At 65.8% G+C, this 24,439-nt stretch carries 22 protein-coding genes and 6 tRNA genes; 21 read left to right on the forward strand and 7 right to left on the reverse strand.

What is annotated here, in order from left to right:
* Nucleotides 1-41: 41 nt before the first annotated feature.
* The 5 genes from miaB (at nucleotide 42) to lnt (ending at nucleotide 5,638) form a co-directional block, all read left to right on the forward strand.
* Nucleotides 42-1,484: a tRNA (N6-isopentenyl adenosine(37)-C2)-methylthiotransferase MiaB gene (gene miaB / locus RT614_RS06210; RefSeq protein ID WP_313621037.1), complete on the forward strand. Its 1,443-nt coding sequence runs from the start codon at nucleotides 42-44 to the stop codon at nucleotides 1,482-1,484.
* On the forward strand, nucleotides 1,481-2,506 hold the full coding sequence (locus tag RT614_RS06215; RefSeq protein ID WP_313621039.1) for a PhoH family protein: 1,026 nt from the start codon (nucleotides 1,481-1,483) through the stop codon (nucleotides 2,504-2,506). Before miaB ends, RT614_RS06215 begins: the two co-directional genes overlap by 4 nt.
* On the forward strand, nucleotides 2,496-2,969 hold the full coding sequence (ybeY, locus tag RT614_RS06220; RefSeq protein WP_313621041.1) for an rRNA maturation RNase YbeY: 474 nt from the start codon (nucleotides 2,496-2,498) through the stop codon (nucleotides 2,967-2,969). The genes RT614_RS06215 and ybeY overlap by 11 nt, the downstream gene beginning before the upstream one ends.
* 153 nt (nucleotides 2,970-3,122) lie before the next feature.
* Complete coding sequence (locus RT614_RS06225) at nucleotides 3,123-4,013, forward strand: transporter associated domain-containing protein (protein WP_313621042.1); 891 nt, start codon at nucleotides 3,123-3,125, stop codon at nucleotides 4,011-4,013.
* A complete protein-coding gene (gene lnt, locus RT614_RS06230) occupies nucleotides 4,010-5,638 on the forward strand; it encodes an apolipoprotein N-acyltransferase (protein ID WP_313621044.1) in 1,629 nt (542 codons plus the stop codon). Before RT614_RS06225 ends, lnt begins: the two co-directional genes overlap by 4 nt.
* Nucleotides 5,639-5,644: 6 nt before the next feature.
* Here the strand turns inward: lnt and RT614_RS06235 are convergent, their stop codons facing one another.
* Nucleotides 5,645-6,700, reverse strand: a complete 1,056-nt coding sequence (locus tag RT614_RS06235; RefSeq protein ID WP_313621046.1) for an aldo/keto reductase — start codon at nucleotides 6,698-6,700, stop codon at nucleotides 5,645-5,647.
* A gap of 12 nt (nucleotides 6,701-6,712) precedes the next feature.
* Between RT614_RS06235 and RT614_RS06240 the strand changes: the two genes are divergently transcribed.
* From RT614_RS06240 to RT614_RS06285, 10 genes are all read left to right on the forward strand, one after another.
* Nucleotides 6,713-7,102, forward strand: coding sequence for a hypothetical protein (locus RT614_RS06240; protein WP_313621047.1), 390 nt, complete (start codon nucleotides 6,713-6,715; stop codon nucleotides 7,100-7,102).
* 120 nt (nucleotides 7,103-7,222) lie between these two features.
* Nucleotides 7,223-7,298 (forward strand) — tRNA-Ala (locus RT614_RS06245).
* A gap of 33 nt (nucleotides 7,299-7,331) precedes the next feature.
* Nucleotides 7,332-7,407, forward strand: a tRNA-Glu gene (locus RT614_RS06250).
* Nucleotides 7,408-7,471: 64 nt separating this feature from the next.
* A tRNA-Asp gene (locus RT614_RS06255) sits at nucleotides 7,472-7,548 on the forward strand.
* A gap of 102 nt (nucleotides 7,549-7,650) precedes the next feature.
* Nucleotides 7,651-7,726 (forward strand) — tRNA-Ala (locus RT614_RS06260).
* A gap of 33 nt (nucleotides 7,727-7,759) precedes the next feature.
* Nucleotides 7,760-7,835 (forward strand) — tRNA-Glu (locus RT614_RS06265).
* 78 nt (nucleotides 7,836-7,913) lie between these two features.
* Nucleotides 7,914-7,990, forward strand: a tRNA-Asp gene (locus RT614_RS06270).
* Between the two features lie 203 nt (nucleotides 7,991-8,193).
* Nucleotides 8,194-9,708 (forward strand): helix-turn-helix transcriptional regulator, encoded by a 1,515-nt coding sequence (locus RT614_RS06275; RefSeq protein ID WP_313621048.1) that lies wholly within the window; start codon nucleotides 8,194-8,196, stop codon nucleotides 9,706-9,708.
* Nucleotides 9,709-9,961: 253 nt separating this feature from the next.
* Nucleotides 9,962-10,981 (forward strand): biotin synthase BioB, encoded by a 1,020-nt coding sequence (gene bioB / locus RT614_RS06280; protein WP_313621049.1) that lies wholly within the window; start codon nucleotides 9,962-9,964, stop codon nucleotides 10,979-10,981.
* Nucleotides 10,978-11,853 (forward strand): DMT family transporter, encoded by an 876-nt coding sequence (locus tag RT614_RS06285; RefSeq protein ID WP_313621563.1) that lies wholly within the window; start codon nucleotides 10,978-10,980, stop codon nucleotides 11,851-11,853. The genes bioB and RT614_RS06285 overlap by 4 nt, the downstream gene beginning before the upstream one ends.
* 10 nt (nucleotides 11,854-11,863) lie before the next feature.
* Here RT614_RS06285 and RT614_RS06290 read toward each other — a convergent pair whose 3' ends face one another.
* Entirely contained in the window at nucleotides 11,864-13,258 is a 1,395-nt protein-coding gene (locus RT614_RS06290; RefSeq protein ID WP_313621050.1) for an MFS transporter, read from the reverse strand.
* Nucleotides 13,259-13,342: 84 nt separating this feature from the next.
* Nucleotides 13,343-13,846, reverse strand: coding sequence for a peroxiredoxin (locus RT614_RS06295; protein ID WP_313621051.1), 504 nt, complete (start codon nucleotides 13,844-13,846; stop codon nucleotides 13,343-13,345).
* A 244-nt stretch (nucleotides 13,847-14,090) separates the two neighbouring features.
* Here RT614_RS06295 and RT614_RS06300 point away from each other — a divergent pair, with 244 nt between their 5' ends.
* Nucleotides 14,091-14,513 (forward strand): hypothetical protein, encoded by a 423-nt coding sequence (locus tag RT614_RS06300; protein ID WP_313621053.1) that lies wholly within the window; start codon nucleotides 14,091-14,093, stop codon nucleotides 14,511-14,513.
* A 375-nt stretch (nucleotides 14,514-14,888) separates the two neighbouring features.
* Here RT614_RS06300 and RT614_RS06305 read toward each other — a convergent pair whose 3' ends face one another.
* On the reverse strand, nucleotides 14,889-15,767 hold the full coding sequence (locus RT614_RS06305; protein ID WP_313621054.1) for a dienelactone hydrolase family protein: 879 nt from the start codon (nucleotides 15,765-15,767) through the stop codon (nucleotides 14,889-14,891).
* Nucleotides 15,768-15,835: 68 nt separating this feature from the next.
* Complete coding sequence (locus tag RT614_RS06310; protein ID WP_313621055.1) at nucleotides 15,836-19,612, reverse strand: DUF748 domain-containing protein; 3,777 nt, start codon at nucleotides 19,610-19,612, stop codon at nucleotides 15,836-15,838.
* A gap of 169 nt (nucleotides 19,613-19,781) precedes the next feature.
* On the opposite strand from RT614_RS06310, the gene moaC reads away from it, so the two are divergent.
* From moaC to glp, 5 genes are read left to right on the forward strand one after another with little or no spacing between them, the layout of a single operon-like run.
* Nucleotides 19,782-20,270 carry a cyclic pyranopterin monophosphate synthase MoaC gene (gene moaC, locus RT614_RS06315; RefSeq protein WP_313621056.1) on the forward strand — a complete coding sequence of 163 codons (489 nt, stop codon included), beginning with the start codon at nucleotides 19,782-19,784 and terminating at the stop codon, nucleotides 20,268-20,270.
* On the forward strand, nucleotides 20,251-20,502 hold the full coding sequence (locus RT614_RS06320) for a MoaD/ThiS family protein (RefSeq protein WP_313621057.1): 252 nt from the start codon (nucleotides 20,251-20,253) through the stop codon (nucleotides 20,500-20,502). The genes moaC and RT614_RS06320 overlap by 20 nt, the downstream gene beginning before the upstream one ends.
* A gap of 5 nt (nucleotides 20,503-20,507) precedes the next feature.
* The gene (locus RT614_RS06325) at nucleotides 20,508-20,990 is read left to right on the forward strand and encodes a molybdenum cofactor biosynthesis protein MoaE (RefSeq protein ID WP_313621058.1); all 483 of its coding nucleotides are present in this window, start codon (nucleotides 20,508-20,510) and stop codon (nucleotides 20,988-20,990) included.
* Nucleotides 20,987-21,511 (forward strand): molybdenum cofactor biosynthesis protein B, encoded by a 525-nt coding sequence (gene moaB, locus RT614_RS06330; RefSeq protein ID WP_313621060.1) that lies wholly within the window; start codon nucleotides 20,987-20,989, stop codon nucleotides 21,509-21,511. Before RT614_RS06325 ends, moaB begins: the two co-directional genes overlap by 4 nt.
* 3 nt (nucleotides 21,512-21,514) lie before the next feature.
* On the forward strand, nucleotides 21,515-22,720 hold the full coding sequence (gene glp / locus RT614_RS06335; RefSeq protein ID WP_313621062.1) for a gephyrin-like molybdotransferase Glp: 1,206 nt from the start codon (nucleotides 21,515-21,517) through the stop codon (nucleotides 22,718-22,720).
* Here glp and mobA read toward each other — a convergent pair.
* Both mobA and moaA read right to left on the reverse strand, forming a co-directional pair.
* Nucleotides 22,705-23,319 (reverse strand): molybdenum cofactor guanylyltransferase MobA, encoded by a 615-nt coding sequence (mobA, locus tag RT614_RS06340; RefSeq protein ID WP_313621064.1) that lies wholly within the window; start codon nucleotides 23,317-23,319, stop codon nucleotides 22,705-22,707. The two genes, glp and mobA, sit on opposite strands and share 16 nt — an antisense overlap.
* Entirely contained in the window at nucleotides 23,312-24,415 is a 1,104-nt protein-coding gene (moaA, locus tag RT614_RS06345) for a GTP 3',8-cyclase MoaA (protein ID WP_313621564.1), read from the reverse strand. Before moaA ends, mobA begins: the two co-directional genes overlap by 8 nt.
* Between the last annotated feature and the right edge of the window lie 24 nt (nucleotides 24,416-24,439).

Raw genomic sequence — 24,439 nt, forward strand, 5'->3', positions numbered from 1 at the left:
TCTTCCAGCCCCCGGGATCTACACCCGTTACGGCGACCACCATGCAAGAAACCTCCCTCAAGCGCGCGGGCAACGTCCGCGACGGCGCACCCGCCGCCCTGCCCTCGACCGCCCCCACCGCCGGCTCCCCCCGCAAACTGTACATCCGCACCTTCGGCTGTCAGATGAACGAGTACGACTCGGACAAAATGGCCGACGTGCTGCGTGAGGACCAGGGCGGCCTGGAGCTCACAGACAACCCCGAAGAGGCCGACGTCATCCTGTTCAACACCTGTTCCGTGCGCGAAAAGGCGCAGGAAAAGGTGTTTTCGGACCTGGGCCGCGTGCAGCACCTGAAGAAGACCAATCCGAACCTGGTGATCGGCGTGGGCGGATGCGTGGCCAGCCAGGAAGGCGAAGCCATCGTCAAGCGCGCCCCCTATGTCGACGTCGTGTTCGGACCGCAGACCCTGCACCGCCTGCCCGACCTGATCAAGCGCCGTCGCGACGAGGGCCGTTCGCAGGTCGACATCAGCTTCCCCGAAATCGAAAAGTTCGACAACATGCCGCCGCCGCGCGTCGACGGGGCCACGGCGTTCGTTTCCATCATGGAAGGCTGTAGCAAGTACTGCAGCTTCTGCGTCGTGCCCTACACGCGCGGCGAAGAAGTTTCGCGCCCCTTCGACGACGTGCTGATCGAAGTGGCCGACCTGGCCGACCAGGGCGTCAAGGAAGTGACGCTGCTGGGCCAGAACGTCAACGCTTACCGGGGCCGCATGGCCGACTCGGACGAGATCGCCGATTTCGCGATGCTGCTCGAGTACGTGCACGAAATCCCCGGTATCGAGCGGATCCGCTACACCACGTCGCACCCCAAGGAAATGACCCAGCGCATGGTGGATGCCTATGCCCGCCTGCCCAAGCTGGTGTCGTTCCTGCACCTGCCCGTGCAGGCCGGCAGCGACCGCGTGCTGGCCGGCATGAAGCGCGGCTACACCACGCTGGAATTCAAGTCCGTCGTGCGCCGCCTGCGCGCCGCGCGCCCGAATCTGACGCTGTCCTCCGACTTCATCGTCGGCTTTCCCGGCGAAACCGAGGAAGACTTCGAAAAGACGCTGAAGCTGATCGAGGACGTAGGCTTCGACACCTCGTTCTCGTTCGTGTATTCGCGGCGTCCCGGCACGCCGGCCGCCGACCTGACCGACGACACCCCGCAGGACGTAAAGCTGCAACGCCTGCAGCGCCTGCAGGCGCTGATCAACGAGCAGGCTGCAACGATCGCCCGCAACATGGTGGGCACGCGCCAACGCCTGCTGGTCGAAGGCCCGTCGCGCCGCGACCCGAACGAACTGATGGGCCGCACCGAAAACAACCGCATCGTCAATTTCCCCGCCCCCGCGCGGCTCATCGGACAAATGGTCGACGTCATCATCACCGAGGCGCACACGAATTCGCTGCGCGCCCGCGTGGCCGACGTGGACCGCACTTCCCAAGAGGCTGAATGACCACATCCCGCTCCCGCGCGCGTCGCAGCATGCCCGTCGTCGTAACCCTGGACGGCGACAACACCCACCTGGCCAACCTCTGCGGCCCCCTGGACGAGAACCTTCGGCAGCTTGCCGACGGCATGACCGTCAAGCTGTCGCGCCGAGGGAACCGGGTCACGATCGAAGGCGAGCGGGCCGAACTGGCCGGCCGGATCCTGCGCCGTTTCCACGAGCAGGCCGTGCATCGCGCCCTGTCCATCGACGACATCCAGCTGGGTCTGGTCGAGATCGGCGTGGGGCGCCAAGAGGAAAACCTCAAGGAAGAGCAGTCCCAGGAACTGGACGCCCTGCCCGCCCTGGACGACGAAAGCGACGGCATCGCCCTGCGCACCCGGCGCAGCGACCTGCGTCCGCGCACGCCGCGCCAGCGCGACTACCTGAACAACATCCTCAAGCACGACATCACGTTCGGCGTCGGCCCCGCCGGCACCGGCAAGACGTGGCTTGCCGTGGCGTGCGCCATCGACGCCATGGAGCGCGACACGGTGCAGCGTCTGGTGCTGACGCGCCCGGCGGTCGAAGCCGGCGAGCGGCTGGGCTTCCTGCCCGGCGATCTGGCCCAGAAGGTCGATCCGTACCTGCGCCCGCTGTATGACGCCCTGTACGACCTGATGGGCTTCGAAAAGGTGCAGCGTCTGTTCGAAAAGCAGACCATCGAGATCGCGCCGCTGGCCTACATGCGCGGCCGCACGTTGAACCACGCGTTCGTCATCCTGGACGAGGCGCAGAACACCACGCCCGAGCAGATGAAGATGTTCCTGACCCGGATCGGCTTCGGCAGCAAGGCCGTCATCACCGGCGACCCGTCGCAGGTGGACCTGCCGCGCGGGCAGGACAGCGGCCTGGCTCACGCCGTGAAGGTTCTGCATGACGTCCAGGGCATCGCCACCACCCGATTCACCAGCCGCGATGTCGTGCGCCACCCGCTGGTCGCGCGCATTGTCGACGCCTACGACCGCGCCTCCGAAAATGAAGCCTGAACTGTCCCTGTCCGTTCAGTACGGCGTCGAAGAAGCGCGCCTGCCGCGCTGGCGCCTGCGGCGTTGGGCCGAACGCGCCCTAGCGGGCGCCGCCGAGGACGGCCTGGTAGATTTCTCGGCCGCCGAACTCAGCCTGCGGCTGGTGGGCGCCGCCGAGGGCCGCCGCCTGAATCGCGATTTTCGGGGCCGCGACTACGCCACCAACGTGCTCACGTTCGAATATGGCGTTGACCCGCTGGGCGTGGCGCGCGGCGACATCGTCATGTGCGTGCCGGTGCTGGTGCGCGAGGCCCGCGAACAGAAGAAGGCGCTGCTGGACCACGCGGCGCACCTGACCATCCACGGCGTCCTTCACTCGCTGGGCTATGACCACATCAAGGCTCGCGACGCGAAGCGCATGGAAGCCCTGGAAACCAGCACCCTGGCCCAGATCGGCATCGCGGACCCTTACGTGGCGGCATGATCGCCGTCTCCGGGTCTACCCTGAGAAATTGCCGGAAAATGGCGCCCAGCAAGGCGCAGATCGCGTCGGTTTCGCCCATTTTCCGGCTCGGCGTTACAAATCGGAAGCCAGTATCGGTTATGCTGGCTCCTCCATAACTTGTCCTCCCGGACGATGTCTGACCCTTACCCTGCTCCCGAAGCGACTCCTGCTCGCTCATCCAAACCCGCCACCAAATCCCTGCTAGACCGCCTGCTTTCCCTCGTGCGCCGCGAGCCCGAGGACCGCGAAGGCATCAAGGCCGTCCTGGAAGCCGCGCACGAGCGCGATCTGCTCGACGCCGAGTCGTACAAGATGATCAAGGGCGCGCTGGCCGTGTCCGAGGGCACTGTCGGCGACATCATGGTTCCGCGCTCGCGCATGGACCTGCTGGACGTCACGCAGCCCATCCCCTACCTGGTGGCCTCAGTGATCGAGACCGCGCATTCGCGGTTCCCCGTGTATGAAGGCGACCGCGACAACATCATCGGCATCCTGCTGGCCAAGGATCTGCTGCGCTGCATGCTGGAGCCGAACATCGAAGTGCGCACGCTGGTGCGCCCCGCCGTGTTCATCCCCGAATCCAAGCGCCTGAACGTGCTGCTGCACGAATTCCGCGCCAGCCGCAATCACCAGGCCATCGTCATCGACGAGCATGGCGGTATTTCGGGCCTGGTCACGATGGAAGACGTGCTGGAACAGATCGTTGGCGACATCGAAGACGAATTCGACGAGACCGAGGAAGACTCCATCTTCCCCGAAGGCGAAAACCAGTGGCGCGTTTTGGCGGCCACGGACATCTCCCACTTCAATGACGTGTTCGGTTGCCAGTTGCCCGACGACGAGTACGACAGCGTCGGCGGCTGGATGGGCGGCCAGCTCGGCCGTATCCCGCGGCGCGGCGACCACGCCGAATTCGACGGGCTGCGTTTGGAAGTGGCGCGCGGCGACGCCCGCCGCGCCATCTGGCTGCGCGTCAAGCGCATCGCCGCCTCGCAGTCCGCAGCCCCCGCCACCGACGCATGAGCAGCACCCCGCGCGGCCAGTTCCTGCGCGGCGCCGCCGGCCTTGTGCTGGCGGGCGCCGTCCACGCCCTGACGTTCGCCCCCGGGCCCTTGCCTGGCTGGGCGCTGGCGGTCACCCAGGTCATCGCACTGGCCGTCCTGGCCCGGGTCACGCTCTATGCGCCGTCCGCCCGGCAGGCGTGGCTGCGCGGCTGGCTGTTCAGCTTCGCCAGCTATGCGCTGGGGCTTTACTGGATCTTCATCAGTCTGCACCGCTACGGCGACCTGGCCGCCCCGCTGGCGGTCGCCGCCGTGCTGGCGCTATCCGCGTTCCTGGCCCTGTTTCCGGCCACCGCCAATGCGCTGGCGCGCCGTTACGCCCCGCTGACCAACGACTCGGCCCCGTCTCGCATCCTTTCAAGCACGCTGGCCTGGGCTGCCATGTGGGCCGCGTTCGAATGGCTGCGCGCGGTCCTGCTAACCGGCTTTCCGTGGCTCAACATCGGCTATGCGCACGTCGACGGCCCGATCTCCGGATGGGCGCCCCTGCTAGGCGTGCACGGCATGGCGTTCTTGGCGGCGTTCGTCGCCGCGGCAGTGGCCAGCCTGTGGCAGCCCTCCCGCAAGACCGGCCTGGGCCCGCGTCATGCGCTGGCCGCCGGCGTGGCTTTGGCTTTGGCCGGAGCCGGCTGGCCGCTTTCCCGCGTTGATTGGTCCACGCCCTTCGGCGATCCCCTGAACGTGCGGCTGGTGCAAGGCAATATCGGCCAATCCCAGAAATTCGACCCCGCGCTACTCGAGCAAAGCGTAAGGCGGCACCTGGAACTGACGGCCATGGCGCCTGCACCCGGTGTGCCCGCGCCCCAGTTGGTGATCCTGCCCGAAACGGTGGTGCCCATCTTCCAGGACCAGCTCGACCCGCGCGTCTGGGAAGTCTGGCGAGACCTGGCCGGCCAGCGCAACACGGTCGTCGCAATGGGCGTGCCGCTGCACGACCGCGTGAACGGCCGCGAACGCTACACCAACAGCGTCATCGGCTTTGACGGCAACACGCCGGTCGAACAGCTTGTGGCCGGGTCCACCGCCATGCGCTACGACAAGCGCCATCTGGTTCCGTGGGGCGAATACGTCCCGCCAGGATTCCATTGGTTCGTGAACATGCTGAACATCCCGCTGGGCGATTTCGATCGTGGGGGTGAACGCCAGACGCCGTTTGCCGTGGCGGGCCAGCACATCGCGTTCAACATCTGCTACGAAGACCTCTTCGGCCCGGACTTGCTGCCTGCGCTGCAGCCCGGCCCCAACGGCGAGCCGGGCGCGACCATCCTGGTGAACGTCAGCAATCTGGGCTGGTTCGGCGACACCTGGGCGTTGCGCCAGCATCTTCAGATCGGCCGCCTGCGCACGATGGAAACCGCCCGTCCGATGCTGACCGCCACCAATACCGGCATTACCGCAGCCATCGATGCGAAGGGCCACGTCGCTGCGCAATTGGCGCCGCTGCAAGCGGGCGTGCTGCCGGTGTCGGTGCAAGGCATGACCGGCCTGACACCCTATGCGCGTTTCGGCGACAAAACCGCCCTGGCCTTGATTGGTCTGGCGCTCATCGCCGCGTTGGGCAGCGCCCGACGCTCGCGCCGCCGCTGACCCTGTTCAAGCGAACAGGTTCGCGGGCAGCGATCCTGTTTCGTCGGGCGGGCGCAGCGGCCCGCTGCCCGCGCCCGTCAGCTCGATCGCATCCGCGATGGCCAGCATGTCGTCCGCATCCAGTTCCAGTTCCGCCGCGCCGATCAGGCCATCCACCTGCGCCGCGCTGCGCGCCCCCACGATCGCCCCCGTCACGCCCGGCCACGCCAGCGTCCACGCCGCCGCAACGGCGGCAACCGTGGCGCCGTGGCGTTCCGCGATGGGCTTGAAGGCGTCGGCCAGAGCCAGGTTGCGTTCCAGTTCAGGCGAGCGGAAGTCCGCATGGCGCGACCGCCAGTCGTCCGGCGGCAAGGACTGCGCCCGCTGCGCGCTGAAGCCGCCGGTCAGCAGGCCTGAATGCATGGGGCTGTAGACGATCACCCCCGTGCCATTTGCCGCACACCACGGAATCAGGTCGTTGCCCGCAGCGCGCTGGATCGCCGAGAACGGCGGCTGCAGCGTATCCACATGCCCCAGGAATTCCGCTGTCCGCACCTGCGCAAGATTGTGGTTCGACAGCCCGACGGCCCTGACCTTGCCGGCCTGCTTCAGGTCCAGCAGCTCCTGCCAATATGCCTCCAGCGGCGTGCCGTCGCCGGCTGGCCAATGCATCTGGTACAGGTCGATGCGCTCGACGCCCAGCCGCCGCAACGAGTTTTCGAGTTCACGGCGAATACTGGAAGGCGCGCCCGTGCGCCGCGGCATGGCCTGCGGCTGCTCGTCGGACCACGTCAATCCGCACTTCGTGAACACGTAGGGACGATCATCCGGGGCCATCTGGGCCAGCGCGCGGCGCACGATCTCTTCCGAATGGCCCAGCCCATAGACGGCTGCAGTGTCGATCCAGTTGATGCCGCGATCGACGGCGTGCCGGATCGCCGCGATGGAATCTGCGTCGTCCTGCCGTCCCCACCCCACCGCCCACCCATTACCGCCGATGGCCCAGGCGCCCAGGCCGATGCGCGTGATCTCCATGCCGCTGCGGCCCAGCGCAACCGTGGGGAAAGAAGTCTTGCTGTTCATGAATCGCTGCTCATGTATCGAGTCCTTTGCGAAGGATCCTTTGGCGACAAGTCCGTTAGCAACAAGTCCTGCGCCGACGAATCCTATGCCGACGAATCCTATGCCGACAAGTCCTTTGCCAACCAGTCCTTTGCCAACCTACAAGGCGCCGCCAGCAAGGGCGTCATGCCGTCCCCGCGGCCCGCGCGGAAAAAAATGCCGCGGACCGATGTTTTTTTTACCCTCACGATAGCATCCTCACAAGTCTTTGATTTTGTTGATTTCCGCATCAATCCGCGGATTCTGCTCGGGTTCATATCGACCCGCCACCCGTGCCGAAAAGCGCTCCGATCCGCCTATTGCCCCCCTTTTTTCACAACTTTTTTGTTTTTTGCCATGAAGCGACTTGCACACCATATTTAGTTCGTGCATAATCTCGTTTCTTCGCCAACGGCACTAAACAAAACCGGCAACGAAACAGCAAAACGCACCGTAAAAAGCGCGGTTTGCCAGTAAAACGTTGAACGGATTGATTAGAGAAACGGGGGTATAGCTCAGCTGGGAGAGCGCTTGCATGGCATGCAAGAGGTCAGCGGTTCGATCCCGCTTACCTCCACCAGCACGCAGTACAGTAGTAAAGTTGTTCGTTCAGGTCCCCTTCGTCTAGAGGCCTAGGACATCACCCTTTCACGGTGAGTACAGGGGTTCGAATCCCCTAGGGGACGCCAGTTTACTGGCACAGCAGTAGAAGTGATGCAGTTGAAGTGACAAAGTAGTTGAGTAAGCCGCTGCGGAGCGGTAGTTCAGTTGGTTAGAATACCGGCCTGTCACGCCGGGGGTCGCGGGTTCGAGCCCCGTCCGCTCCGCCAAAAGCTCTCTCGCTCAGAGTCTTTCAAGAGCTCCGTATTCGGGGCTTTTTTGTTTTTAAGTGTGAGACCCTGTTGTCTGAAGTTTGGGGCGCCAGGTTAGCTGGGGGTATAGCTCAGCTGGGAGAGCGCTTGCATGGCATGCAAGAGGTCAGCGGTTCGATCCCGCTTACCTCCACCAGCACGCAGTACAGTAGTAAAGTTGTTCGTTCAGGTCCCCTTCGTCTAGAGGCCTAGGACATCACCCTTTCACGGTGAGTACAGGGGTTCGAATCCCCTAGGGGACGCCAGCTTCATCTGGCAAGTAGTGCAAGCTGCCTTGACACCGCAGCGTAGTGTAGAAGTTGGATGTCTGTTTAAGCCGCTGCGGAGCGGTAGTTCAGTTGGTTAGAATACCGGCCTGTCACGCCGGGGGTCGCGGGTTCGAGCCCCGTCCGCTCCGCCAAGCAACTTCGCTTGCAGATCGCTGCCCTTGCAGCACACGCTGAAAAGCTCCGGATTCCGGAGCTTTTTTGCATTGGGCCTTCGCTTTGACGCCGCCCCATGCTGCGATAGCCATCCCCTACCGCCGTACCCCTTCCGCGAGACTCGTCCGTTTTGACCTCTGGACAGCGTTGCCGCGCGCCTTCATGCTCTCGCGTACACGCCATGCGAAGAATAGAGGCCTACGTGACCCCCAATGACGCCGCACCCCAAGCACATCGCCAACATCTGCAGACCATTATCGCGGGCCTGAACGAGGGCATCATTCTGCTTGAGGCCGAGGGGTCGATCGCCTGGGCCAACGCCAGCGCGCTGGCGCTGCACGGCGCAGAACAGCTGGACGACCTGGGCGGCACGCCCGCCGGCTTTCGCAAGCGATATACGCTCACGTACCGCAACCATCATCGCGTGCCCGCGCGGCAGCATCCCCTGGACCGGCTGGCGGCCGGTGAAGAATTCGACGATTTACTGCTGGACCTGGGCCGCAAAGACGACGAAGACTTCCTGCGGCACGTCCTTGCCCGGGGCCTGAACCTGGACGACGGCGGCCCGTTTCCCTACCGCGTGCTGATCCTGCATGACCAGACGGCGCAAATCAACGCCGAGCATCGCTTCGAACGCGCGTTTTCGGCAAATCCGGCGCCCGCGCTGATCTGTCGTCTGTCCGACCTGCGCTACGTAAAGGTCAACCAGGGATTCCTGGAAATGACCGGCTACGCGCGTGACGCGGTGCTCGGCAAGTCCGCATACGAGCTGGACGTCCTGGACGGCGGGGACGATAAAGAAGCTGCGGTGGCGCGCCTTAATGAAGGCAAGACCATCCCCCAACGCGAAGGCGTATTGAAGCTGCAGGACGGCGGCAGCAAGTTCGTCGTGGTGGCTGGCCAGCCGATCGACATGCAGGACGAACCGTGCATGCTATTCACGTTCATCGACCTTGAAGGCCGCAAGCGGACGGAAGAAGCGCTGCGAGAAAGCGAGGAGCGCTTTTCCAAGGCTTTCCGGCTGGCGCCCGTGCCGATGGCCGTATGCGACGGCGCCACCCTGAACGTGCTGCACATCAACGAAGCGTTTGCGGCCACCACCGGCGTGACGCTCGAGGACGCGGATGAACGCGACCTCGCCGATCTGGGGGTGCGCCCCTACGAGGGCATGATCGCCAGCCTGAAAAGGGGCGAAAGCACCCGCAATCGCGAGGCCGTACTGATCGCGCAGGATGGCGGGCAACTGGACTGCCTGGTGTCTGCCGAGCCCGTCATGATTGGCGGGTCGCGCCGCGTGCTGATCGTGATGCAGGACATCACCGAGCGCAAGCGCTCCGAAACCGAGCTGCTGACCGCAATCGAAGCCGTCATGCAGGACACGTCCTGGTTCAGCCGCGGGATCATCGAAAAACTCGCCCAGCTGCGCGAACCCGCTCCCGCCAGCCGCGACGTGGCGGAACTGGCGCAGCTGACCTCGCGCGAACGCGAGGTGCTCGGGCTGCTGTGCCAGGGCCACGACGACGATGGCATCGCCAAAGCGCTGAAGCTGTCGCGCAATACCGTGCGCAACCATGTGGCCACGATCTACAGCAAGATCGGGGTGCACCGGCGCAGCGCTGCCATTGTCTGGGCGCGCGATCGCGGCATCACGGGCCACGAATCCGCGCGCAACCGGGATAAACCAGCGAAACCTTAGCCTTGCCTCCCTGAATTTACAATTTGACGCAAAATATCGAGCATGCCTGCGTCCCCGAAGATGACGCCGCGTTCGCGCGAACCGTTATCGAAAAGCGGCCATTTTCGGCCAATGCCAAACTAAACACCCCTCAAAGCCGCCCTTATTGCCTGCATTGCGCAAACCCGGCGCACCTTCTTACGATCCGCCGATCCAGCCCCTGGCCTTTCAGGCTCAGCGGGCGCGATCCAAGCACGCAAGAAGGAGCCCGACCATGCAGACCGCTTACATCCCCGTCCCGACCGCGCCCAAGCGCCACCCCGCCCCGGCGTGGACCGCCGAGGACATCATGGCGCTCTACGAGCTGCCTTTCATGGACCTGGTGCACCGGGCGCAGCAGACGCATCGCGCCCATTTCGATCCGAACGCCATCCAGCTTTCCAGCCTGCTGTCGATCAAGACGGGAGGCTGTCCGGAGGACTGCGCTTATTGCCCGCAATCGGCGCATTACGACACGGGCGTTGACGCCGACAAGCTCGTGCCGCTGGAAGACGTGGTCGCGGCCGCACGCGCCGCGCAGGCAGGCGGCGCGCAACGCTTCTGCATGGGCGCCGCGTGGCGCAGCCCCAAGCCCCACCACCTTGACGTCGTCGCAGAAATGGTCAGCGCGGTGAAGGCGCTGGGCCTGGAAACCTGCGTGACGCTGGGCATGCTGCGCGAAGGCCAGGCCGAGCAATTGAAGGGCGCGGGCCTGGACTACTACAACCACAACCTGGACACGTCGCCCGAGTACTACGGCAAGATCATTTCGACGCGCACCTACCAGGACCGGCTGGACACCCTGGACCGCGTGCGGGACGCCGGCATCAGCGTCTGCTGCGGCGGCATCGTGGGCATGGGCGAATCGCGCCGCGAACGGGCGGGCCTGATCGCCCAGCTGGCCAGCATGGAACCCTATCCCGAATCCGTGCCGATCAACAACCTGGTGCAGGTGGAAGGCACGCCCCTTTCGGACGTGGAGCCGCTGGATCCTTTTGAATTCGTCCGCACCATCGCGGTGGCGCGCATCGCAATGCCGCGCGCCGCGGTCCGCCTGTCGGCCGGACGCGAAGCCATGGATGACGCCCTGCAGGCGCTGTGCTTCATGGCCGGCGCGAACTCGATGTTCTACGGCGACGCCCTGCTGACCACCGCGAACCCGCAGATGCAGGCCGACCAGCGGCTGCTGGAGCGCCTGGGCATGCATATCGATGCGGCCGCCCACACCCATCAGGAGCTTGCGGCATGCCGTTGACCCCCGGATTGTTGTACCTGGCGGCCAGCGTGGCGTGCAGCGTGACGGTCGCCGTGCTGCTCAAGCTGGCTCGGCGCTGGCAAGTGGACGTGCGGCAGGCGATTGCCATGAACTACGCGGTCGCCGCCCTGCTCTGCTGGCTGGTGCTGCGCCCGGACCCGGCGCGTCTGCTGGCGCCGGAGACGCCGTGGCTCGTGCTGGCGGCCTTGGGCGTTCTGCTGCCCAGCGTGTTCCTGGCGATGGCCGCGGCGCTGCGGCACGCGGGCATCGTGCGCAGCGACGCCGCGCAGCGGCTGTCGCTATTCATTCCGCTGCTGGCAGCCTTCCTGCTCTTCGGCGAGCCCGTCAGCGCTCGCAAGCTGGCGGCGATCCTGCTGGCGTTCTGCGCCCTGTTCTGCCTGTTGCGACAGCCGCCCAAAGGGCTGGAGTCCGGGACGGCCGTGCCTGAGGATCGGCGCGCAATGTGGCTATGGCCGCTGGTGGTGTGGGCGGGCTATGGCGTGATCGACATCCTGTTCAAGCAGGTGGCGCGCACGGGCACGGCATTCGCCGGCGGGCTGCTGCTGGCCTTCCTGATGGCGGGCGCGTTGATGCTGGCGTACCTGCTGTGGCGCCGCGTGCGTTGGCAGGCCCGGCATCTGGTGGCCGGTGTCGCGCTGGGGTTGGCGAACTTCGGCAACATCCTGACCTACGTCCGCGCGCACCAATCGCTGCCGGAACACCCGGCGCTGGTGTTCGCGTCGATGAACATGGGGGTCATCACGCTGGGCACGCTGGTGGGCGCACTGGCCTTCCGCGAACCACTGACCCGCGTGAACATGGTCGGCATTGCGCTGGCGCTGTCGGCCATCGTGCTGATGACTCCCTGGTAGGGACGCCGGTTCAGGTGCCCGTGCGGACCTCGCGCTGCGGCTCGGACTCCTCGGGTTCGCTGGCAAGGTCTTGTGGCTGATCCTCGGCCGGCGCGGGCTCCGCCGCGGCTTCGGGCGGAGCCCGCGCCGCCGAGGGATCGGGCTGCACCATTTCCATGGCGATGTCGTTTTCGGGGTCCACCCGTGGATCCAGCACCGCCGCCGCCGGCGAGCTTTGCAGGGTGTCGGGCATCGGCACGAAATGCGTGGGGGCTTCGTCGACCTGGTGCGCACCGGTGACGCGCGTGGGGCGCACCTGCCAGACCAGAATGACGGCGCACGCCGAGATGAAGACGTAGTACATGCTGGGCCCGGCCAGCGTCATCATCAGCCCGGCGATCATGGGGCCCACGCACGCGCCCAAGCCATAGGTCATGAGCAGCACGGCCGACAGGCTGACGCGCCGTTCGGATTCGACGTGGTCGTTGGCGAACGCAGCACCCAGCGGATAGAGCGTGAACTGCAAAATGCCGAACAGGCAGGACATCACGACCAGCGCCCAGAACGGAAGCGTGATCCAGCCCCACATGACGGTAGGCAGCAGGACGAGCAGCAAGGCATTGAAGCGGATGAGGCCCGCGCGATTGACGCGGTCGGACAGCCAGCCCATGGGCCACTGGGACAACAGGCCCGCCGTGACGGCCGCCGCCACGAACACCGCGGCCTGCGAGGTGGTCAATCCGTGCTTGGCGCCGTACACGGCCGCCAGGCCATAGAACGCCCCGGAAAGATTGCCGGCAACGAACAGCACCGTCATGGACAGTGGCACGCGCCGCATGAAAAACCGCACGTCCAGCGGCGCGGGCAGTGGCGTTGGCGGGTGCGAACGGGCCGTGACGGCCAGGGGCACCAGGCACAACACCAAGCACATGGCCACCATCGTGAGCGGCCGCAAGTCCAGCGTGGCGTAGGCGGTCAGCGCCAACTGGCCCAGCACCGTGCCAAGCCCCGACACGACCATGTACACCGAGAACACCCGGCCGCGTTGATGGTTTTCGGTCTGTTCGTTCAGCCAGCTCTCGATGACCATGAACTCAGTCACCATGACGATGCCGGCGATGATGCGGAACACCAGCCATGCCGGCATCCAGTCCACCAGCGTCTGCGCCAGGATCATGCTGGTGGCGATGGCCGCACAGGCGACAAACGCCCGGATATGGCCGACGCGGATGATGAGCTTGTGTCCCAGCCGGGCGCCGCAGACCAGGCCGAGGTAGTAACCGGCGATCAGGGTCCCAATCCACACCTCGCTGACCGATTCAGCGGTCAGCTTCAGGCCCATGTAGGTGTTGAACAGACCCGTGCCAATAAGCATCAGCAAGGTCGCAAAATACAGCGACGAAAACGATGAGATCGTGGATAGCATGGCGTCGGCAACCGCTGCTGGCGGTAGCGCGGCGGGCCGCCGGGGCGGCCCGCGCGTTGAGCGGTAAAACGGAAACTGCGGGGATCAGGCCTGCGACAGCATCGTGGCCGCGTCGCTGACTTCAAATTTGCCCGGCGCTTCGACGTTCAGTTGCTTCACGACGCCGTCGACGATCAGGGCGGAGTAGCGCTGCGAGCGCACGCCCATGCCGCGCTGGACCAGGTCCAGTTCCAGGCCAAGTTCCTTGGTCCACAGCGCCGAGCCGTCGGCCAGCATGCGAACCTTGCCGTCGGTTTTCTGTTCACGGCCCCAGGCGCCCATGACGAAGGCGTCGTTGACGGACACGCACCAGATTTCATCGACGCCCTTGGCCTTGAGGGCAGCGGCTTGCTCGACGTAACCGGGCAGGTGCTTGGCCGAGCAGGTGGGCGTGAAGGCGCCCGGCACGGCAAACAGCGCGATGGTCTTGCCGCGGGCCAGGTCGGCGACCTGGAACGCGTTGGGGCCCAGCGAGCAGCCGGCGGTTTCGGTTTCGATGAATTCGGTCAACGTGCCATCGGGCACGCGGTCGCCGACTTTGATCGTCATGTAGATCTCCAAGATTGAAAGGGGCAATGCATTGAGGCAGGACGCCTCACAGGCACCATCATAGTTCGTGCGCGGCCGGGTTGCTGCCTTTGACGGCGAGGGAAAAGAAGATGAACAGTCTGAAACGACTCTACACCGCCGCCACACGGCCGGGAAACGCGCGCTTGCCATAATGGAATGGTAGACATCGCCCGCCGCGGCCGCGAGAGGCAGAGTGCCGCGAGGGCTTCACAGGAGACTTTCGATGCGCAAATTCCTGACCGGACTGACCTGGACGCTGGCTGCAGCCGCTCCGGCCTGGGCGGCTCCCGATGCCGCCGAACAGGCCCAATTCGATTCCTTCGTCGTCGCCGCCGGGGCATCCAATGGCGCGGCCCGCGCCTGCGGGGCTTCCGAACCAGACCTGACGCAGCACCAGGACACGGCGCGCAAGAACCTGCTGCGCTATGCCGAGGAATACCAGTTTTCTTCGAGCGGCTTTGACTCGCTGTTCCAGAAGGGTCAAGGCGAGGGAAAGACGATGATGGACGACATGAAGCGGTCGGGCGTGGATGGATGCCGCGGAGTGCTCGGGGGGTTTCAGAGCGAGCGCGTGATGAAGTATGAGGATATGAAGCGGGCGCTGGCGGAGGTTAGTGATGGGTTGCCGGGGGAGAAGGCGCGGTAAGACGTGAGTGCTCTGGGTGCAGCCTGATTGGTGAAGGGCTGATTTGAGTTCTTGAGACGCCTGGCGCATCGGCGCACCCGGATGCGCCAGGCTGCGTTATTCGGGTGTCATCGCCGCTGGGTCGGACGGCGTTCTTGAGGTGCTTGCCGCGGACGGAGAGGAGAAGGATTATCTTGCGGAGCCCGCCCCCGGCCGGCCGCGCGGGCGGCCTTCGGGGGCTTACACGGTGTCTTGCGTCGTGATGATGACGCCGCGCGCAGCGGGCGTAAGGTGTGCGAGTCGCATGCGGGTGTGTGACACCCATGGAGATGCGAGTCAGGTTGTCGCCTGTCTCACCCAGGTATCAGACACCCTCATCGACACACTGCCGAATGCCTACACCCCATTCTGCTTGAACCAATCCAGCATCCGCGTCCACGCCTGTTCCGCTTCGGATTTGCGGTACGACGGGCGGTAGTCGGCGTGGAAGGCGTGGGGGGCTTCGGGGTAAATGTCGATGCGGGAGGCCTTGGCGGCGGGGGAGCCTTTGGCGAGTTCGATGCGCATGCGGTCGACGTCGGCTTGGGAGATGCCGGCGTCTTTGCCGCCGTAGGCGCCCAGGATGGGGGCCTTCAGGTTGTCGACGATAGCCAGGACGGGTTTGGGTTTCAGTTCGCTGGGTTCGCCCGCCAGTTGGCCGTACCAGGCGGCGCCGGCTTTCAGTTTGGGGTTGTGGGCGCTGTACAGCCAGACCTGGCGGCCGCCCCAGCAGAAGCCCAGGATGCCGAGACGGTCCGGGTTGCCGCCATGGGCGGCGGCCCATGCGGCTGCGGCGTCCAGGTCGCTTTGCACCTGTTTGTCTGGAACCTTGCTGACGACTTCGGCCTGCAGCTTCGGAATTTCGGTGTACTTGGACGGGTCGCCCTGGCGTGCATAGAGTTCGGGCGCGATCGCCAGGTAGCCCTGATGGGCCAGGCGGCGGCAGACGTCCTGAATGTATTCGTGCACGCCGAAGATCTCCTGCACCACGATGAGCGTAGGCAGGTTTTTCTTGCCTTCGGGGGCCGCGCGGTAGGCGGGGATCTTGCCGTCCGAAGTCGGTATGTCGATCTTGCCGGCGACTAGGCCCTTGCCGTCCGTGGAGATGGCGGTGCTTGCCACCGCCGGGCCCGCCGCAAGCGAAAACCCGGCGGCGACGGTGGTGGCGATGAAGCCGCGCCGGTCCAGTCTCAAGGGCGGAAGCAGGCTGTCAAACTGGGCGTCCTGGTCTTTCATCGATAAATCTCCTGGAAAAAGACGGGCTCGGAGAGACGCCCTCGCGTCCCTTCCCGGGCCTGCCGAGTTCACTTCAGGGAGAAGTCCACGCGCGAGGGTTGCCCCTCGTCCTTGATGCCATCGGCGTCCAGCTGCGGCGCAACGATGAACACGCGATCCGCGAGTCCTTCCTGGGCTAGCAACTTCTCATAAACGGCCTGTGCGCGGGCATCGGCCAATTGGCGCAGTTGGTCGTCGCCGACCGGCGCCGCGGCCCGCAGCATTGCTTCCATCTGCGCGGCGGGAACGGACTTGGACATGCCGATGATATTGCGCGGCTTGTCCTTGATGTCGGTGTCATCGTAAACGTCTTCGAGGTACTTCGCGCGTTCCGCCCCCGTGACTTCGACGCCGGCCGGGTTGGGCTTCTTGCCGCGCGGCGCGACGTCGGCGGCCTTGGCCGCGCGGATCTTGGCGTCCACCCAGGCCTGGCGCAGGCCTTCCGTGTCGGTCTTGGGGTCGGCGCGGCCGCTGATGTCCATCTTCAGCGCGGGGCGATCGGTCAGCGCCTTGATCAGTGTGTCGATGCGCTGGATCGAATCGTCGCTGAGCGCGGCGCTGCCCGGGGCGAATTCAACGTAGGACAGCTCCTCGCCGCCGCCGAAGGCGGACGCCAGCAGGCTGAAGGGCGACGTGACCGCCTTGACGACCAGGTTCATCAGGACGCGCACGACGATGCCGCCCACGGAAAACTCGGGGTCGTCCAGCGAGCCGGAGATCGGCAGATTGATGTCGATGTTGCCGCGCGAGTCTTTCAGCAAAGCCACGGCCAGCAGCACTGGCAGTTTGGTGGCCTCGGGGCTGTTGGTCTTGTCGCCGAACGTTAGCTGATTGAGCACGACGTGGTTCGTGGCCTGCAGGGCGCGGTCCTTGATCTTGTATTCCAGGTCCACGGACAGCTTGCCCCGCTTGATCGGGTAGCCCACGTACTTGGCCGAATAGGTATTGAAGCGCGGCAGGTCCACGCCCTTGGCGGAGGCCTTCAGGTCCAGCGACAAGTATTTGGCGAAGGGTTGGACGACGCCGCTGATCGAAAGCGGAGCGGTCGTGTACACCCGGCCGGTGACCTTGACCTTGGCGGGCTGGGGATTCGTGGACGACACCGCAGTGATGCCGCCCTCGATGCTGGACAGCTCGGCGACGTAGTTGGGTTTGACGAACCGGTCCGTGAAGGTCATGCGGCCGCGGGTCAGCGTGACGCTGTTGACCGAGATGTCGGGCATGGCCGCCGACCCGCCGCTCTTGGCCGAAGGCGCGGGCGCGGGAGGCGGCGTGCTGCGGCCCGGGGTCTGCGTGTCCTGAGTAATGGAGCCCCCCGCCTGCCCCGGCGCGGCGACCAGATCCATGACGTTCAGCCGGCCCTGGGCGTTGAGCAGCACGCGGCCGTAGAAGTCTTCCAGGGCGATGTCTCCCAGCTTGGCGCCGATCTTGTCGCCCGCGACGGAGATGTCCATCCCGGTGAAGCCCAGCCGCTTCCAGTTCAGGAAGTCGTCCTTGTTGACCCGGTCCTGGAGATCAAGGTCGGTAACGTCGACTGCGCCTTTCCAGGTGGCCTTGAGCGGGGCATTGCCGGCCGCGGCGGCGAATTCGGCGTTGCCCTTGGCGCCCAGCGTGACGGCGCGCACGGTGGCGTTCAGGCTGGAGGCCGCATAGGGCGCGAAGGTCGCCACATTCAGCCCGGACAGGTCCACCGACGTCTTGAGCGTCAACGGCTGCGGGGTGAACACGCCCTTCAGGTCGAGCTTGCCATTGCCCTGGATGCCGGCGGCGGCAAGCGTGAAATTGCTCTGGCCGGGCCCCATGGCAAGGCGGTCGGCCGTCACGCGCAGGGATTGCAGGGCGACGTCCAGCGCGGGCTGGAGCGATTCGTCCCGGGCCTTGAACTGCGTCAGGTCCGCCTGCACGGCGGTGGCGGACGCGTCGATCGCGCCGCCCTTTTCCCGCACATGGATCTGCGCGGTGGCGCCCAGCCGTCCGTCCAGCAGGGTGACGGGCGCGGCGCTGCGCACGGCCGGCGCCAACGGCGCCAGCGCCACGTTGCCCAGACGCACGTCCATGTCCAGCGACAAGGGCTTGATGACCAACGGACCCTTGGCGCGCAGCCAGCCGCCGTCGGTGCTGTTGTCCATGGTCAGCCACAGATTGATGGGTCGATCCGGCTGCTGGGGCAGTTCAACGCCCTCGACGGTGGCGGCCAGGCCGGTGATGACGTAATCCAGCTTGCTGACCGCGTCGGTGACGTAGACCTCGCCCTCGTGCAGGTTGAAGGCGTCCAGCGTGACTTTCCATTCCGACGGCGCCTGTGGCGCGGTCGGCTGGTCGGGGGTGGCGGCGCCAGGAGTCGTGGCGGCAACGCCCGGCGCGGCGCCGGATGGCTGCGCGGCAGCAGCGGCCGGGGCGGCCGTTTGTGCTGCCGGTGATTGCCCTGTGGAAGCCGGGCCTGCGGAAGTTTGTGCTGGGGGTGTCTGCCCTCCGGCTGCGGGGCCTGCGGGCGGCTGAGCTACGGGTGCCTGAGCAGCGGAAGTCGACGCGCCGGGAGCCAGGGTCGCGGCGCCCTCGCCCGCCGGCGCTTTTGCCGCAGGCGCTTGCGCGCCCGACGCCGGAGCCGCCCCTTGCTTGGCGGACGCCGCAGTCCCTTCCCGTGCGGCCTTTTCCGCGGCCTCGACGGCTAAAGGCTTGATGCCGCTGGCTTTTCTGATTTCGTCCCTGACGGGCGTGGCGGTGGGCTCGACGCCGCCCAGCGCCTTCAGCCCGGCGACGAAATCCTGCCAGTTCAAATGTTCGTTGGCGTGGCGACGCACATGGATCTGCGGCGCCCACAAGCCGATTTCCCCGATGTACACCTGGCGGGCGATCGGCTCCAGTTCAAGGCGGCTGACGGTCAGGGCGCTCCAGGCGGCAAGGCCGTTCCCGGCCGGGTCGCGCAAGTCCAGGCGGCGCAGGCCCAGGTCGCCGACGACGCGGATCTTGGGCGGTGCATCCTTGGGCTGTTCGAAGACGACCTGCAGGTTGGAATCCAGCAACGCGCTTTCGACCTTGAACGGCAGCGGCATCGGCCAGACGTCGGCCCACTTTTCCAGCTGCAAGCCGTCGAACGCCACGCGCAGCGTGGACGACGGCACCACATCGAAGGGACGCGCGACCCCGGTCAGGTCAAAGGGGCTGCCGTTGATGCGCAGGTGCAGGCGCGGCTGCACGTCGATGTCGGTGGCGTACCCGAACGTGGAAATGAACGGCACCCCGATGGCGAACTCGTCAACGACCTGTTTTCGGCCCGTGACCTTGTCGTCCAGCGTGATGGTGCCGTCCTCGATCACCATGTTGTTCAGCGAAAAACGCGGCAGCCCTTCGTCCGGCTTGGGCGGCTCCTCGGGCTTGGCGGCCGTCAATTCGGCCACGCGTTGCTCTATGTCAGAGAAATTGAATCGCAGCACGTCCTCGCGGACGATGGCGATGTTAGGCTGCCGCAGCGTCAGACGATCGACGACGGGCGCGAACCAGAACAGCGAAGTCCACGAAGCGCTGGCATCCAGTTCGGCCAGCGTCATCAGCGGGGTCTGCGAGCCGGGCTGGGCCACGGCCAGGTCATGCGCCCGCAATGTCAGCGTGAAGGGATTGAAGCTGATCTTGCCGACGGAAACGTCGCGCCCGATCATCTTCGAGACGTCATCGGTCAGGACGCCATGCAGGACCTTCGGCACCTGCCAGGCGGCGACGCCAAACAGAATCAGCACGAACGCCACAATGCCCAGGAGAATCTTGCCAGCGCGTCGGGTGAACCGTAGCTTGGGCATCCGCACGGGCATTGAAAGTCTCCTGATACATATTGAAGGCGCTTATCCCAGCCTTCCCACTGACTACAGGCGCGATTATCGCGCCCCCTTTACTGCTCGTCTATCATAGGCGTAACAATGGGCCGGCCCGGCCACACGGGCCCGCCCTTTTCAATCGTTAACAATTCTTGATCCCGATTCCATGTCCACGCCCACCCCCACACTGAGCCACCTGGACGAAGCCGGCCAGGTCCGCATGGTCGACGTCATCGCCAAGACGGACACCGAACGCGTGGCCGTCGCCGCCGCCAGCGTGCGCATGAACGCCGTGGCCTATGGCCTCCTGACCCAGCCGGGCCAGGGCAAGGGAGAAGTCCTCAACACCGCGCGCGTGGCCGCCATTTTGGCCGCAAAGCGCTGCGCCGACATGATTCCCCTGTGCCACAGCCTGCCGCTGGCCTTCGTCGGCATTGAATTTTCCCTGGACGATGCCGAACATCGCATCGACATCCTGGCCACCTGCCGCACCAGCTACAAGACCGGCGTCGAAATGGAAGCCATGATGGCCTGCAGCGTCGCGGCGCTGACCATCTACGACATGTGCAAGGCGGCCGACAAGGGCATCGTGATCGAACAAGTTCGCCTGAAATACAAGGCGGGAGGAAAAAGCGGTGAATGGCGCAACGATTAACCTGCTGTATTTCGCGCGCGTGGCCGAACTGGTCGGCAAGCGCTCCGAGGCCTGGCCTCTTGAAAGCGAGTCCACCGGCGCGCAATTGCTGGCGGCGCTGGGCGAACGCTATCCCCAGCTTGAACCTGCCACGCGGCTGAAGCTGGCCATCAACCAGACGCACTCCAAGCCGACGGCGCCGATCCGCGCGGGCGACGAAGTCGCCGTGTTCGAACCCGTGACCGGAGGTTGAACGCCATGATCCGCGTCCAGGAAGCCGATTTCGACGGCGCCGCGCTCACCGCCGCGCTGCGGGATGCCGCCGGGCCCGGCGTGGGCGGCATCGTGACCTTCATCGGCTACGTGCGCGACTACGCGCCCGACACCCCCACCGACACGCTGTTTCTTGAACACTACCCCGGCATGTGCGAGCGCGAGCTCGAAGACATCGCCGCCACGGCCCGCGCGCGCTGGAACCTGGACGGCACGGTCATCGTGCATCGGGTGGGCGCACTGCCGCGCAACGCGCAGATCGTTTTCGTGGCGGCGGCCAGCGCCCATCGCGGCGACGCCTTCCGCGGCTGCGAATACATCATCGACGCCCTGAAGACCCGGGCGCCGTTCTGGAAGCGCGAAACCCTGGCGGGCGGCAGCAGTTTCTGGGTGGAACAGCGCCAATCCGACCAGGACCGCACCGATTCCTGGGACGAAGACACCGCCGACAAAAAGGAGAATCCATGAGCGAAGAATCCATCCCGGTGCAGCTGCGCTGCGCCGTGCTGACGATCAGCGACACCCGCAGCGCGGGCGACGACACCTCCGGCAACCTGCTTGCGCACAGCCTTGCGCAAGCAGGCCACCAGTGCGTGCGCCGCGACATCGTGCGCGACGACATCTATCAGATTCGCCGCATCATCAGCGAATGGATCGCCGACCCCGAAGTCCAGATCATCCTGACCTCGGGCGCCACCGGCTTTTCGCATCGGGATCACGCGCCAGCGGCCATCACCCCGTTGCTGGACCGCGAGATCCCCGGCTTTGGCGAACTCTTCCGCCAAATCTCCTATACCGAGATCGGCAGCTCGACGATCCAGTCGCGCGCCTTCGCCGGGTCTGCCAACCAGACCCTGATCTTCTGCCTGCCGGGCTCCAACAACGCCTGCGAAACCGCCTGGGCGCAGATCCTGCGCGAACAGTTCGACAGCCGCCACGGCCCCTGCAATTTCGCCTCGCAATTCAAGAAACGCGAAGAAGAAGCCTGACACATGCTGGATTTCGATCAAGCCCAAACCCTGCTGGCCAACGCCGCCGGCCCCCTCCAACGCACCGAGCACGTCGAACTGGCCCAGGCCTGCGGGCGTGTGCTGGCCAGCAATCTTGTCGCCACGGTGGATATTCCGCCGGCCGACAACAGCGCCATGGACGGCTACGCCCTGCGCCTGGCCGACTGGACCCTCGATGCGCGCCTGCCGATCCAGCAGCGCTGCTACGCGGGCGACGTTCCCGAACCTCTCAAGCCCGGCCACGCCATCCGCCTGTTCACGGGCAGCGTGATCCCCGCTGGCGCGGACGTCGTCGTCATGCAGGAAGACGCCGTCGAGGCCGACAACCACGTCCAGATATCCCGCGAACCCCGCCCCGGCCAGCACATCCGCCGCCGCGGCGAAGACACGATGGCGGGCGCAGCTTTGCTGCCGGCGGGCACCTTGCTGCAGGCCTCGCACATCGCGCTGCTGGCCTCGCAGGGACTGGCGTCCCTGCCCGTCTACGGACAGCTTCGTGTCGGCATCCTGACTACCGGCGACGAACTCGTCCTGCCCGGCCAGCCGCGCGCCACCGAACAGATCTACAACTCCAACGGTCCGATGCTGGCCGCGATGGTGCAGGGCATGTCCGCCCTGCCCGTCCACGTGCTGCACGCCCGCGACACCGAAGCCGATTTGCACCACGCCTTCAAGACCCTGCTGGCCGATTGCGACCTGGTGCTGAGCGTGGGCGGCGTATCGGTGGGCGAACGAGACCTCGTCAAGCCGGCGCTGGCCGCGCTGGGCGGCGAACTGTCGCTCTGGAAGGTGCGCATGAAGCCCGGCAAGCCGGTGGCGCTGGCGCAGATCGACGGCAAGCCCGTGGTCAGCCTGCCCGGCAATCCGGTGTCGGCCTATGCCGTGTTCGCCACACTGGTGACGCCGCTGATGCGCCGCATGCAGGGCCGCGAGCAGATCTTCCCGCCGGTCAGCCAGCTTGCGTTGCGCACCGAGCACCCTCGCCAGGACGCGCGCGAAGAATTCCTGCGCGTGCAATGCCGCGTGGCCGACAACGGCGCAAGCGAACTCGTGCCCTACGGCCATCAGGGTTCGGGCGTGATCAGTTCATTGCCATGGTCCACCGGGCTGGCTCGCCTGCCCGCGGATGTGCAGGTGCAAGACAAGGATCAGGTCGCCTACTACGACCTGCGTCACTGGCTGGCGTAGCGTTCAGCCTGCGCCAGGTCTTCTGGCGTGTTGACGTTCATGAAGGCATGGGCCGGCGCATCGTCGAACAGCGCTTCGACGGCGCCGGACCGGGCCTGCCACAGGCCAACCTTGCGGTCGCCTGCCCGCAGATATTCCAGCAAGGCGGGCAAGACGGACGTGCGCACGGCCATGCAGGCTGAATGCCGCTGGCCTCCCGCCACGGCATAGGCCATCGGCGCGCCGGCCGCCTGTGCGGCGCCGACCAGTCGCGCCGCCAGATCCGCGGGCAGGAACGGCGTATCGCAAGGCGCGATCACCAGCCATTCGTCGGAGGACGCCGCAGCAAGTGCCGCCGCGATGCCAACAAGCGGCCCCTGCCAAGCGCCAAGTTCGGGTTCGCCGTCGGCCACGACTTCGCCATACCGCGCGTAGCGGTCGGCATGGCGGTTCGCGCTGATGATCAGGCGCCCGACCTGCGGCGCAAGGCAGCGCGCCACGTGCGCGACCATCGGTTCGCCGCGCAACGCGACCAGCCCTTTGTCCTGATGATTCATGCGCGACCCTTGTCCGCCCGCCAGGATCAGGCCGGCGACGCCGCTGGGATGGGGTTCAGCCACCGATGTAGCTCATCTCGATCTTGCGCGCCGGGTCCGCCATGTTGCGCCCGCGCAGTTCGGAATAATTGTCGCTGCGTGCCGACCAGATGCCCGACAGGATGCGCGCCATTTCAAGATCAGACGCGCCGTCGCGCAGCGGTGCGCGCAGGTCATGACCATCGTGCGCGAACAGGCACATATACAGCTTGCCTTCGGGCGACAGACGCGCCCGCGTACAGCCCCCGCAGAACGCATGCGTGACGCTGGAAATGACGCCGATCTCGCCGCCGCCGTCCAGGTAGCGCCAACGCTCGGCCACCCGGCCCATCTCGCCGGATTCCACGGGTTCCAGCGGATACACCGCACTGATGCGATTCACCACTTCCTGGCTGGGCACCACTTCGGCCAGGTTCCATCCATTGCTGTTGCCCACATCCATGTATTCGATGAAGCGCAGGATGTGGCCGCTGTTGCGAAAGCGCTCGGCCATGGGCAGGATCTGCCCGTCGTTCAGCCCCTTGCGCACCACCATGTTGATCTTCACGGGGGCCAGGCCTGCGTCGGCTGCGGCGTCGATGCCGCGCAGCACGTCGTCCGGCGTGAAGCCGCTATCGCTCATGCCCTGGAACATCTCGGCGTCCAGCGCGTCCAGGCTGACCGTGACGCGCGTGAGGCCCGCGTCTTTCAGCGCGGCGGCCTTGCGCGCCAGCACGCTGCCGTTGGTGGTAAGGGTCAGGTCCAGCGGACGGCCTTGCGGCGTGCGCAGTTGCGCCAGCATGCCGACCAGGTTTTCGATGTGCTTGCGCAGCAGGGGTTCGCCGCCGGTGAGGCGGATTTTTTCCACGCCCAGTTGCGTGAAGATGCCGGCCAGCCGGCTGATTTCTTCGAACGACAGCAGAGCGGAATGCGGCATGAACGTGTAGCTGCTGTCGAAGACCTCGCGCGGCATGCAATAGGTGCAGCGGAAGTTGCAGCGGTCAGTGACGGAAATGCGCAGGTCGCGCAAAGGCCGCGCGCGCTGGTCCAGCGCGGGCTGCCCCGGCGGCGGCAGTTCCCCGGGCGCCAAGGGCGCCGGCGACAGGCCGCGGTGATCGGCAAGGAAAATCACTTTGCTCATGGGCACATGATATCCCGGCGAACC

Origin of the sequence: Achromobacter sp. (assembly GCF_032102605.1) — a bacterium.
Classification (GTDB): domain Bacteria; phylum Pseudomonadota; class Gammaproteobacteria; order Burkholderiales; family Burkholderiaceae_B; genus Achromobacter.